A 13,050-nucleotide genomic window follows, 5' to 3' on the forward strand; every position below is an offset into this window, starting at 1 on the left:
CTCAATCTAGTTTATTTTTATGCCAAAACTAAGCTATCTTTATATAAAGCTGGACATTCTTCAAGTTGAATTTGTACACGTTCCCCAGTATCTCTTGCCTTTGAACAAGCCGTAGAAGTAATCGCCGCCACATATCCATCCCATGCATTGGGTCCATTTAATTCATCTGCTTTCACGAAATCAACCCAAAGCTGAATTTCTCGATCATATGCCTTTACAAAGCGATCCTTCCAATCAGATGATACTTTTGTAAAATCTTTACCTTCCGTACGAACACTTGAAAAAGCTGGATCCGTTAAAAATACCATTCCTTCTTCACACATTACTTCGCATTTTATATCATATCCGTAATGGCAATTCACAAAGATTTCAATATCAATATGAATGCCCGACTCTGTTTCTAAAATGACAATCTGCGGATCATGTAACTCTTTATGTGCACTGGATGTTCTTTTTGGTAAAATAACTTGTGCCGATACATAGTCTTCTTTCAGTAACCATCTTAATACATCAATTTCATGTACCACTGAATTTTCAACAGCCATAGGGGTAGTATAACTTTCATCTACACCAGGATTTCGGTGAGCACAGTGAAGCATTAGTACTTCTCCAAGCTTTCTGCTATCAAGTATTTCTTTTATTTCTTCGTATCCTTGATCATATCTTCTCATATATCCTACTTGAACTAATTTTTTACCTTGTTTTATTTCTTCATCCATGATTCTTTTACAGCCCTCCGCTTCAACAGCTAAAGGTTTTTCGCAGAATACATATTTTTTATTTTTTATAGCTTCTAAGACATAACCCTCATGTGTTGGATCCCAAGAGGTAACGACAACCGCATCCACCTCAGGCAATTGAATGAGCTCTTCTCCAGTTTCTACAAATTTAGCACCAACTTCTTGTGCAATTTGTTGTGCTCTTTCCACATTTATATCAGAGACTGCAACCACCTTTGCCCCCTTTGTTTTATATGTAAGTCTTCGAATATGATCCATCCCAATTGCACCCGTACCGATAACACCAATCTTTAATTCCACAATAAACACTCCCTATTAATAATTTTCCCGGATTAAGCACTTTCCTATAAAAAATCTCACTAGTATTTTTATAGGAAAGTCAGCAATCTATAAAACACAAAAATTTGTAGACGCATACATATTTATATGTAATTCGCCTTTTTTCTTCTAAGACAACAGAAGTTGTTATTTTGATACTGCAGCTTTCTGATCAACATGAACCCCATCATAGGTGCGGAAGTAACTCTCAATCTCCTCAAGAGAGCGACCCTTTGTTTCAGGCATCATTTTCCAAATAAAGGTGATAGAAACCAATCCTACTGCCGCGAAAGCAAAGAATGTTCCAGATAGGCCAACTTTTTCGATTAATATTGGGAACAAGAGGCCAATGACAAAATTTGTTATCCAGAGAAAGAAAACGCTGATCCCCATGCCAAGACCTCTCAGTCTTAACGGGAAGATCTCTGAGAGCGAGACCCATAATACCGGTCCAATGGCTCCCTGCATGATTGCTAGAAACGTGACTGTCAGGGAGAGTATTACATACGGAAGGGATGTATTCCCTTTCAGAAGGGAAGAAAACACTCCAATAAGTAAAAGTACCGTTGTTGTTCCAGCTAAACCACTCAGCATCATGGATCGTCGTCCAACTTTTCCAAGCAGCCAAATTCCGACGAAAGTTGCCAATACCGAGATCACCCCATTCGCAACATTACCGATAAGAGCTGCCTTTGTAGCAAATCCCGCTTCTTTCAAAATTTCAGAACCATAATACATAATCGAGTTAACCCCTGTAAGTTGTGACGACATCGCAATTCCAATTCCTAGAACCACTATTCGTCGCACCCAAGGTAAACCCAAATCTTTCATTGTTGCTTTCTGTATTTCAGATTCTGATGCAATGGCATCTTTAATTTCTTGCAATTCTACTTTGGCCCTGCTTTCTTCACGCACTTGTTGGAGAACACGTAAAGCTTCCCCCACTTTTCCTTGCGATGCCAACCAACGAGGGCTTTCAGGTACGATTAGCATTCCAAACCAAAGGACAACGGCTGGAAGTGTTGCTATAACTAGCATGTAACGCCAAACATGATCATTTTCACCCAATGTTGATGCAATGGCGGCATTAGCAGCGAATGCTAGAAATTGTCCAGTAACGATCATTAACTCATTCTGAGTAACCAACCTGCCCCGCTGTTCGACTGGTGCCATTTCTGCTAAAAAGGTTGGAACTGTAACTGAGGCCCCTCCAACTGCCAGCCCAAGTAAAAAGCGAAAAACAAGCATCATACCTGCATTTGGTGCAAGGGTACATCCAAGTGCTGCAATAAAGAATAGTAATGCCAGACTAAGAATATTCTTTCGGCGACCGTTACGATCTGACAGCCTACCGCCAAACACTGCCCCAAGTGCAGCTCCGAAAAGAAGTGAACTCGTAACAAGTCCTTCTGTTAACGGATTAAGATTGAGTTGGTCGGATTTAGACATATAAGGAAGGGCACCGTTGATTACTCCAGTATCATATCCAAACAGCAGTCCCCCGAATGTTGATATTAAAGTAATGATCCGTAAAAATGCCTTTGGAGTACGCCCCTTTTCAGTTACCTGATTTGCCATAAGTATTTCTCCCCCCACATTTTAATGTTTAATATGAACTTTCGAGCCATTTATGTATAAATCTTAGAGGCTACTTAGGCTCATTTACGCATACGCTTGCATTTATATTTAAATAAAAATGGTTAATTTAATCATTCTTTTTTACTAACCTCCAAATATATCCTTATAAATATAAACGTTTAACGCATACGCTTGCATTTGTTGGTAAAATAATAATTAGTTGCTATTTTTTATCTTCTAAAAGAATCTTAGATTCATGCATACGCTTGCATTAATGAGAGAAAAGGAGTAAGTTAGACTTTTCCTCCGCAAGATTCTCTTATAACTAATGTAGGACTAATTTCAAGTTTTTGTTTCATGGTTGATGTCGAATTTAATTTCTCTATTAACCGTTTACATGTTAGTGTTGCAATTTCTTTTATAGGTTGATGGATGGTTGATAGATATGGTTTATAGAAAGTACATAACTCAATATCATCAAATCCTATCACGGCTATTTCATTAGGAACATTTATATCCAGTTCCTTCAATGCCGAGATTGCCCCTAATGCCATCAGATCATTCTGAGCAAAAATGGCTGTCACATCTTTTAAAATATCCATATTTTCCTTTATCAAGCGGTAACCCGAATGGAAGGTCGTGTCCCCATAAAATAATTTATCACCATCATATTGAAGATGATGATCCTTAAAAGCTGCTTTAAAGCCTTCAGTCCGCTGTTCAAACTCGCCGCCGTTGATATTAGCAGACAAACACATGATGTTCCTATGACCTAGATTAATTAAGTGATCACCCGCAATATACCCGCCTTTATGCTGGTCAACACAAACAAAATCTACATCCTTTGTTTTATAAAATGGTGGTAAATACTTGCAGAATATGAAAGGGACTTCAGTTTTTTCTAGTGCTTTTATGGATTTATCATCTAAAGACGGCTCCATTATAATCAGTCCATCTACTTTCTTTGCAGCAATGAATCTTTCGATATTATTTTGTTCTGTAAACCGATTCTCAAAAAATGAGCTAATAACATCCATTTGCATCTGTTCAAGAGTTTCAATAATTTCATTCTGCCATGAGCTAAAGTATACTTCTATACCCTGTCCAAATAAACTCTTAGGTAAAATGACACCTATAGTACTGGTTTTATTCGCGCTTAAGCTTCTTGCATTAGCATTAAATTGAAAGCCATGCTCTTGTGCGATTTTCAAAACCTTTTTCTTGGTTTTCTCTGAAATCATTGGACTGTCATTTAAACATCTGGAGACAGTAGATTGACTCACATTCGCCATTTTTGCAATATCTTTCGTGGTGATTGCCATAATAGCATTCTCGCCTCTTTATTATCTATTTTTTATTAGACTACGCATACGTATGCGCTTTGAATAATATTTTATAATATTCAGTCTATAAAATCAATAAAGAGTTCTCCTTATCCAGCCCCTCTCTCTAGAAATTTTAAAGAAAGTTATTCAATAGTTTACATTTTGGTTAACTGTTGAATAATCTATGGGTAAATATTAATATCAAAAACGCTTTCAGTCAATAGTTGTTTCAAAATTTATCAAAAAATTTAAAAAAGCCCCTTTCTGTGAGACAATTTTACTATCTGCACAAAAGGGACAATATCAAATGGACATTTATATGTTTAATTTTGAAATGTAGAAGCTCACATGATTCAACACTACTATTCTACGCCTTCATTTTAAAGTTCTCTTCTATCTGTTCAAGCGAAAGCCCTCTTGTCTCTGGTAAGTTTTTCGCTACGAATGCCACCCCAATGAACCCAAACACAGCAAATAAGAAAAATGTTCCTGAAAGTCCGACAACCTTCAAAAGAGTAGGGAAGAATAGACCTACTATAAAATTGCAAAGCCATAAGAATAATGTAGCAATTCCCATACCTACACCACGTAAGCGAGCAGGGGAAATTTCAGCAATAATCAGCCAGCCTAAAGGGCCAATCGCCCCTTGGAAGAAGGCTAAATATAGGACTGTCAGTGTTAAAAGTTCTTAGTCTATTGATTTCTTAGTTATTCCTTCTTGTCTTGTACATTTTTTTAATGGTTAAATAGATTCTAGACGCCAGCCTTACTTTTAGATTGTTGGACAAACAAAGCTGCAGATTCCCCATAACGCACCTCAAGGAAGAACCCTTTAGGAGTTCTTCCTTACTCATTACTCATCGCTATCATTTACTTTTAAGAATTATTATTTTTACTAGAGTGGTAATTTCTGATTCTTTACAGCCCGGCTGTTTCCCGGATGTACTCTCTTGCTTTCACTGCATATTCGAATGGATTGGCAATTGCCGGATCCTGTTCGGCCTCAACTACAAACCATCCATTATAGTTTGCTTCGCTTAGGATCTCAAATACTGGTTTGAAATCAATGACGCCGTCTCCTGGTACGGTGAAAACCCCTGCTTTTACTGCCTGCAAAAAGCTCATTTTTTCACTATGTACTCTTTCCATAACATCCATACGGACATCCTTTAAGTGAACGTGATGGATCCGATCAACGTATTTTTTTAATACTGCCAGATGATCCTCGCCGGAGAATACCAGATGGCCTGTATCGTAAAGAAGGGATACTTTTTCAGGGTCGGTTCCTTCCATTAAGCAGTCTATTTCTGTTGTGGTTTGCACGCCTGTACCCATGTGGTGATGGTAGACAATTTTCATGCCCTTTTCAGCCGCCAGGTCGCCAAGGCGAGTCAGCCCTTCCGATAAGAGCTTCCAATCTTCTTCAGTATTTACAGGTTTACTTGCAAATAGCGGTGTTTCCATTTGGCCCTGGATGCTGTTGCCTTGTTCCGAGACAACAATTACTTTTGCGCCCATATCATGAAGAAAATCACGATGTTCGATAAAGGCTTTTGCGGTTTCATCGAATGGTTTTGAAGTTAAAAAGGAACTAAACCAAGCACTTGCAATCTCTAATCCTCTTAAAGAAAGGGCCTTTTTTAAAACCTCTGTGTCTCGCGGATACTTGTTTCCCACTTCACTTCCCGAAAAACCGGAAAGTGCCATTTCACTTATGCATTGCTCGAAGGTCACTTCACTTCCGAGTTCAGGCATATCATCATTCGTCCAGCCGATTGGGGCAATGGCCAATTTTACTTGATTTGCGCTAAACATGATCATATCCTCCTTCATCTTGTTCTGAGTTTGTAATAATGGCCTATTCTTCTCTTTGCCATTTAGTAATACATAACCTCCTAAAAACGGCAGATCAAGCGGATGATTTTCTCTACTATTAGGAGGTTCGTAGTTTATTTCTTCATTTCTATTAAATTACTAAAGCTGCTTGATTTAATTGAACAGGTGCACCCTTTTCAAGCGATTCTTTTGCTGCCTTTGCAATTTTCTGAGCTTGTAAGCCATCAAAGCCCGTACAGTTAACTTCTGTATTTTTGAGAATAGCGGAAGCAAATTCTACCACTTCATCGATATATGCTTGATTATAACGCTCAAGGAAAAAGTAAAGCGGCTTTTCTTTCGTAACACTCTCTGCTGTTGATACTTCTACATTAGTGGCACGATTGTTATCGGCTTGTGCTGCCCCTTTGGCACCGAAAACTTCAAGACGCTGGTCATAGCCATACACTGCCTGGCGGCTGTTATCAATGACTCCCAAAGCTCCATTGGCAAATTTTAGCGTAACGATTGCAGTATCGATATCACCTACTTCGCCAATTGCCGGGTCAACAAGGACTGCCCCTGCAGCTGATACCTCTACTACTTCACTACCCATTACATAACGGGCCATATCGAAATCGTGGATCATCATATCCATAAACAATCCGCCGGAAGCCTTCACATAATCAACACCTGGTGGCTGCGGGTCACGTGAGGTAATTTTTAAAATATGAGGCTCGCCAATTTGGCCGTCTTTCACAAGTGTTTGAATTTTGCGGAAGTTAGGATCATAGCGGCGGTTAAAACCAATTTGCAGTTTTACACCGGCTTTTTCAACAACTGCCAATGCCTCTTCTGTTTCCTCAACTGAAAAGCTAACCGGTTTTTCACAGAAGATATCTTTGCCGGCAAGAGCTGCTTCTTTAATGATAGTAGCGTGTGTATTGGTTGGTGAACAAATGAAAACGGCTTGAATTTCCGGATCATTTAGCAACTCGTGATAATCAGCTGTTAAAACCTCAATTTGTTTTTCTTTTGCCCATGATTCAAGGTGATCTATAAAAACATCTGAAACACTTTTAATGCGAATTTGTGGTATCTTTCTTAAATTATCTACATGTAATTTTCCAATCCGTCCTGCACCAATAATCCCAATTGTCAATGAAGTCATGAAATGATTCCTCCAATAATATTATTCGGTTAAGCGATTTCCTTAACAACGATTATACATTTTCTATATATTTTCATCGATCAGTTATTTGAATTTCCTTAATTTTAACTTAAAGTGATTAAGCGCTTACTCTAAAAGGGAAAAACCCCGACCTAGCTGGGTTTTCCTTCAATATTTTTTAAACTTCTTACAGAATTCCGTTCTACCAGCATAGGTGAGAGCATGATCCGCTGCTGTGGCATCGTTGGGTCTTTCATTAATTTTAAGAGCTGATCAATCGCATAGTGGGCTAATTCTTCTTTCGGCTGAGCAATTGTTGTTAAACCTGGATCTGCTAATTCAGCGTAAATGGTATTATCGAAACCAACAATTGATAAATCTTGCGGTATACGAATATTTACTTTCCGCGACTCATTAATAAGGATAGCAGCAATCAAATCTGTTGAGGCAAACACAGCAGTAGGCCTATCCTTTAAAGAAAATATTTTCCTTGCTGCGGCTTTTGCCTCGTCAATAGTAGACATCGCGTTGACCGTCCATTCTTCCTCTAACGAAATCCCTTCACCAGCTAACGATTGTTTGAATCCCTCTAAACGCATGCGTCCGCTGGCTCGATTTAATTCGGCTATGATCGCAATATCCGTATGTCCTTTATCCAATAAATAACGGCCTGCCATATATCCACCTCGTACATCATCAGTAGTAACAATGTGTGATGAAAAACGGAGGTTATCAATTGAAAACATTAAATGGGGGATATTTTTTCTTTGTAGATTTTTATATACCTTCCAATCTTCCTGCTCTGTCGCGATAATAATCCCGTCAACTTGCTTTTTTAATAAAAGATCCAAATATTCCTTTTCCCGCTCAATTTGGTAATCAGTGCTACACATAATAATTGCATAGCCCATCTCGCGTGCATTGTTTTCCAACGCCCGCCCAACTTCTGCAAAGAAGGCATTTGAAATATCAGGAACAAGAACTCCAATCGTATATGTTTGCTTTCCTGTTAATGCCGCTGCAACACTGCTTGGCTGATAGTCAAGTTCCCGCATTATTTCAGTCACTTTTTTCCTGGTTTTTTCACTGATCCGACCTGAATTATTAACTACCTTTGATACGGTTGCAATGGAGACCCCCGCCTTTTCAGCTACATCGTAAATCGTCGGCTTCATCCACTTTCAAACTCCTTCTAAACTGTCCTATTTTGATACCATTTTACCATGAAGGAATTTTGGGGGTAATACCAGGACTAATTATTTTGAAATACTCTTTAAGAAATCAAGTTGTTTTTGAGCATTATCCTTCGTAATAACTTGAATTCCACTGTCGATGCGGTTTGAGATCTTTTTGCCATCAGCTACTTTTAAAGCATTTTCAACACCTTGGTATCCCATATTATATGGACTTTGTGCAATAGTACCAGCAAGACCTCCGCTAAGAATTGATTGAACTGCTTCTTGAGTACCATCAGTACCGATTACTTTAATATCCAAGTGTTTTGCCTGAACCGCACGCAATGCTCCAAGTGCCATATCATCATTAGCTGCAAATACACCTTTTACGTCACTGTGTTTCTCAATAATATTTTCCATAACTGACAATGCTTTTGCTTTGTCGCTATCGGCAGGCTGTTGTGCAACGACTTTTATTCCTTCTTTAATAAGTTCGTCCTTAGCACCTTTAATCCGTTGGTCAGTCGCAGGGTTACCGAGTGCTCCTGCAATAAGGACAACTTTATCACCTTTGTGAAGCATGGAACCAAGCAATTTACCTGCTTGAGCACCTGCTGTTGCATTATCCGTACCGATGAAGGTAGTTTTGCCATCAAATGTAGCGTCTGAATCAATTAAAAGCACCGGTATTTTCGCTTTTACCGCACTGGTTAATACTGGTACAACCGTGGTTGGCTGCGATGGAGATACAACAATTGCACTTGGTGACTGGCTGATTTGGTCTTGAATCATGTTAACTTGTTCCATAACTTGTGATTCAGCTGATGGTCCTACTACATTTACATTAACCCCCAGCTTCTTACCTGCTGCCTCAGCACCAGCCTGGACATATTGCCAATAAGGGCTTGATAATGTTTTTAATACAACAGTGACGCTTTTATCACTGTTATTACTTGCGGTTGCGCTGGTGCTTTTACTAGTACTTGATGAACAACCGGCGATAAATGTCATGCAGGATAAGGCTACAGCAGCACCAACTAATTTAATTTTATTCGTATTCATTTGTATTCCCCCACTTTTCCTGTTTTTAATGAAGTTTTATGACTACCACATAGTGATAAAGAAGTCGCGTTTTGTATAGATATTTGGCGAACAAGATACAAACAAAAGAATTACTTTTTCTTTGCTCTGCGTTGACGGATTACGTCTACATAAACTGCCGCGATGATAACGATTCCAATTACAGCCATTTGCGAGTCTGCAGAAACGTTCAGAAGGTTTAAACCATTCCGAAGAACAGCAATTGTTAATGCACCGATTAATGTACCTGAAACTGTACCAACCCCGCCAAAGAAACTGGCGCCACCGATGATAACAGCTGCAATCGCATCAGATTCATAGTTAAGTCCTGCAAGCGGGAATGCTGAGTTAACACGTCCTACCATTACTAACCCTGCAAGACCTGCCATCAAACCACTTAATGAATAAACGATCATAAGCACACGATCAACCTTGATCCCTGATAGACGAGCAGCCTCCGGATTGCCACCAATCGCATAAATATAGCGGCCTGTCTTAGTTCTTGTAAGGAAAATATGAAAGATTACATAAACAACAATTACTAGAAGAAAGCTTACTGGAATCGGACCAACGAATTGATTTCCAGCAAATTGAATCATAAGCGGGAAACCGGCAATTGGTGCAGCCGCAGTTACAATAAGTGCAATTCCCCGGCCTATAAATTGTGTTCCAAGAGTTGAAATGAATGGGTGTGGTAAATGCAGTTTTGTTAATAAAATTCCATTTATCCAGCCGAAGAAAGTGCCTACACCAAGACAAACAATGATTCCGATAACCGGGTTCATGTGCATGTTGACGGTTACAATTCCCATAATCATAATCGATACTGCAAGAATTGCACCTACTGACAAGTCAATCCCAGCAGTCAAGATTGCCAAAAGCATTCCGATCCCAAGGAGAGCATTAATGGAAGATTGACTGGCAATATTCATGAGGTTATTAACCGTTAAAAACTTATCTGACAGGGAAGAAAGGATTACAACCAAGATGATAAGAGCTAATAGAGGTCCCAGCTTACTGATTACTTTCTTAAATGTGTTTTTATCTTTTGGTAATTCGGTTTCAGATTTTGTTACGACTTGAACTTGACTCATTTTTTCATCCTCCTGTAGCCGCTTTCATTATTCTCTCTTGTGAAGCTTCTCTAATCGGCAAATCTGCTGTTAATTTTCCCTCACTCATAACTAACACTCGATCACACATCCCAAGAATTTCGGGAAGGTCTGATGAAATCATTATGACGATAGAACCGTTTTCAACTAATTGATTCATTAAACGATAGACTTCAACTTTTGCACCTACGTCTATTCCTCTTGTCGGTTCGTCAAAAATAAATACCTTTGCCTGGGTACATAACCACTTGGCGATAACAACCTTTTGCTGATTTCCTCCACTCAAGTTCCGAGAGTGAAGTTCAATGTTACCTGGACGAATTTTTAACTCTTTCACATAATTTACTGCTTCTCTACGCATTGCTTTTAAATCGAGCAATCCTGTATTTCCTTTAAACTTATCCATATTAGCTATGGCCATATTAAAGTCAAGCGTCATATCAAGCAACAGGCCTTCACTTTTGCGATCCTCTGTTATAAAGGCAATTCCTGCGTTGATAGCGTCCCGTGGAGATTTAATCCGGATTTCCTGACCATCAATAAAGACCTTCCCGCCTTTATGTTGATCAACACCGAAAATCGCTCTAGCCAATTCGGTACGTCCTGCGCCAACAAGTCCTGAGATCCCTACAATTTCGCCATATCGGACTGAAAAATCAACCGGCACATTTGTGCCTGCTACAACTAAATTTTCAACCCGGAATCCTTCTTTTCCCAAATTAAAGGATTGCTTAGGAAATTTTTCATCCAGTGAACGTCCAACCATTAATTCTATCCAGAGGTCGGTTTCAGTTGTTTTTACTGGTAAAGTTTCAATTTTGAATCCATCACGTAGAATGGTAATTCTGTCACCAAGGTGCCTAATTTCTTCAAGACGATGGGAAATGAAGATAATCCCAATTCCTTTTTTCCTAAGTTCTTCGACCACCTTATATAACTGTTCTACTTCCTGGGCGCTTAAGCTGGAAGTCGGCTCATCCATAATAATTAATTTCGCATCCAGTGCGATCGCTTTCGCAATCTCAACCAGCTGTTGCTGCCCAATGCCTAGTTTCCCAAGCTGCTCATCTGCAAGTTTTGGGTCCTGCCCAAGCAACTCTAAACAGCGCTCTGCTTCTTTTCGCATTGCTTTGCGGTTAAGTAAGGACATTTTGCCGCTGTGTTTTAATTCTCTTCCAAGAAAGATATTTTCATATACTTTTAGTTCTGGAATAACATTCAGTTCCTGATAGATGGTCGCAATACCTAATGTCATTGAATCAACCGGGTTATTTAGGTGAACCAGGTTCCCTTCCCAGTAAATTTCTCCAGCATCCTTTTGATAAGCGCCTGTTAAAATTTTGATTAAAGTTGATTTGCCTGCTCCGTTTTCCCCAAGTAACACATGAACTTCACCAGCTTTTACATCGAGGTCGATCCCCTTTAGTACATGGTTTTGATTGAAGCTTTTTTTAATTCCTTTTATTTCGAGGAGGCTCCTTGTATGTACAACCATATCTGATCCCCTTTCTTCGTTTTCCCCTAAATATAACGAGAACTTCTTGGGTAAGCGCTTTCCCTTTGTCTAGAATTATATCATCATATTCTCAATATGCAACAATATTTTGAATATTTTTTGAACATATTTTGGATAAATGTTGTAAAAATTTTAAAACACTACTATCCTAATGTTTAATATTTGTCATAACAGATCCGTTTGACAATGACCAGTAGGCTTTTTCCAGATAGTGTGCCATTTGAAGGGAGTGATCTGAATTATATACTGGATTTTCCCTGCTAAGTATACAGTCTTGGAAATGTTCAACCTGTCTTAAATATTGATCATCTTTCAATCTTTCAAAAAGAATAACATTATTATTTTCATCTCTGACAGTAATTTTTCCGCATTTATCATCAGAAACGTCAGGCCGAAAAGAGGAATCTACTGTTATGGAACCTTTTGGTCCTATTACTTCATAGCGATTAATAAATGGGAGTTCTATCGAAGCGGACACTTCAGCGATCCGATTTTGTTCGTCTTTTAAAACACAAACGGAAGTTGTATCAACACCGTATTCAGGATGAATATTTCCGCTCATAGAGATTTGAACTGGTTTAAAGCCGATCATTTGAGTTACTGCATGAAGTCCGTAGCAGCCTACATCCCTCATAGCACCTCCGCCCAATTCCTGATTTAATCGAATATCCCCCTGATCCTCAAGCATCCATGAGAAATGGGCTTTGATATGACTGTATTCACCGATGACTCCCGAGTTGATTAACTCTTTTGCACGCTCATGCTGACAATGAAATTGATACATAAACGCTTCCAAAAAAACTACGTTATTTTCTTGTGCAGCATGGTGGATTGACTCCATTTCGGCTTCTGTTAATGCAGCCGGCTTCTCCAGAAGAACGTGCTTGCCATTTTTCATTGTTTTTACAGCCCATTCAGCATGCAATGAATTGGGAAGTGGAATATACACAGCATCAATGGATGGATCCTCAATTAGTTGTTCATACTTTTGATAAACAATAGGAAAATTAAAGCGCTTAACTTTTTCAGAACTCTTTGAAGCAATAGCAGTTACCACTGCACGGTTTGAACGGCGTAAAGCCGGGACAAGCTCATCGTATGCTATATTAGCTGCACTTAAAACTCCCCATCGAATTTTCCTCATAGTTTTCCTCCTTATTTTAAATCTATTAAAAAATTAATATATTACAGATTCATTAGGTTAAGCGCTTTCCTTATTC

Annotated in this window: 11 protein-coding genes; all 11 read right to left on the minus strand. The window is 38.9% G+C overall.

What is annotated here, in order from left to right; translation table 11 throughout:
• Positions 1 to 17: 17 nt before the first annotated feature.
• The gene (locus COJ96_RS22000) at positions 18 to 1,040 is read right to left on the minus strand and encodes a Gfo/Idh/MocA family protein (RefSeq protein ID WP_098575924.1); all 1,023 of its coding nucleotides are present in this window, start codon (positions 1,038 to 1,040) and stop codon (positions 18 to 20) included.
• A 165-nt stretch (positions 1,041 to 1,205) separates the two neighbouring features.
• Positions 1,206 to 2,636: a sugar porter family MFS transporter gene (locus COJ96_RS22005; RefSeq protein ID WP_098575925.1), complete on the minus strand. Its 1,431-nt coding sequence runs from the start codon at positions 2,634 to 2,636 to the stop codon at positions 1,206 to 1,208.
• A gap of 293 nt (positions 2,637 to 2,929) precedes the next feature.
• Positions 2,930 to 3,958, minus strand: coding sequence for a LacI family DNA-binding transcriptional regulator (locus COJ96_RS22010; protein ID WP_098575926.1), 1,029 nt, complete (start codon positions 3,956 to 3,958; stop codon positions 2,930 to 2,932).
• Between the two features lie 370 nt (positions 3,959 to 4,328).
• The gene (locus tag COJ96_RS22015; protein WP_098575927.1) at positions 4,329 to 4,637 is read right to left on the minus strand and encodes an MFS transporter; all 309 of its coding nucleotides are present in this window, start codon (positions 4,635 to 4,637) and stop codon (positions 4,329 to 4,331) included.
• 242 nt (positions 4,638 to 4,879) lie between these two features.
• Positions 4,880 to 5,776, minus strand: coding sequence for a myo-inosose-2 dehydratase (gene iolE / locus COJ96_RS22020; RefSeq protein ID WP_098575928.1), 897 nt, complete (start codon positions 5,774 to 5,776; stop codon positions 4,880 to 4,882).
• A 151-nt stretch (positions 5,777 to 5,927) separates the two neighbouring features.
• Positions 5,928 to 6,947 carry an inositol 2-dehydrogenase gene (gene iolG, locus COJ96_RS22025; RefSeq protein WP_098575929.1) on the minus strand — a complete coding sequence of 340 codons (1,020 nt, stop codon included), beginning with the start codon at positions 6,945 to 6,947 and terminating at the stop codon, positions 5,928 to 5,930.
• Between the two features lie 152 nt (positions 6,948 to 7,099).
• Positions 7,100 to 8,122: a LacI family DNA-binding transcriptional regulator gene (locus tag COJ96_RS22030; protein WP_098575930.1), complete on the minus strand. Its 1,023-nt coding sequence runs from the start codon at positions 8,120 to 8,122 to the stop codon at positions 7,100 to 7,102.
• A gap of 81 nt (positions 8,123 to 8,203) precedes the next feature.
• Positions 8,204 to 9,184, minus strand: a complete 981-nt coding sequence (locus COJ96_RS22035; RefSeq protein WP_251460899.1) for a sugar ABC transporter substrate-binding protein — start codon at positions 9,182 to 9,184, stop codon at positions 8,204 to 8,206.
• Positions 9,185 to 9,294: 110 nt separating this feature from the next.
• Entirely contained in the window at positions 9,295 to 10,296 is a 1,002-nt protein-coding gene (locus COJ96_RS22040; RefSeq protein WP_098575931.1) for an ABC transporter permease, read from the minus strand.
• Between the two features lie 4 nt (positions 10,297 to 10,300).
• The gene (locus COJ96_RS22045; RefSeq protein ID WP_098575932.1) at positions 10,301 to 11,809 is read right to left on the minus strand and encodes a sugar ABC transporter ATP-binding protein; all 1,509 of its coding nucleotides are present in this window, start codon (positions 11,807 to 11,809) and stop codon (positions 10,301 to 10,303) included.
• 169 nt (positions 11,810 to 11,978) lie between these two features.
• Positions 11,979 to 12,974, minus strand: coding sequence for a Gfo/Idh/MocA family protein (locus COJ96_RS22050; protein ID WP_098575933.1), 996 nt, complete (start codon positions 12,972 to 12,974; stop codon positions 11,979 to 11,981).
• Positions 12,975 to 13,050 lie beyond the last annotated feature (76 nt).

This window comes from Bacillus sp. AFS073361, assembly GCF_002567005.1.
Taxonomy (GTDB): domain Bacteria; phylum Bacillota; class Bacilli; order Bacillales; family Cytobacillaceae; genus Neobacillus.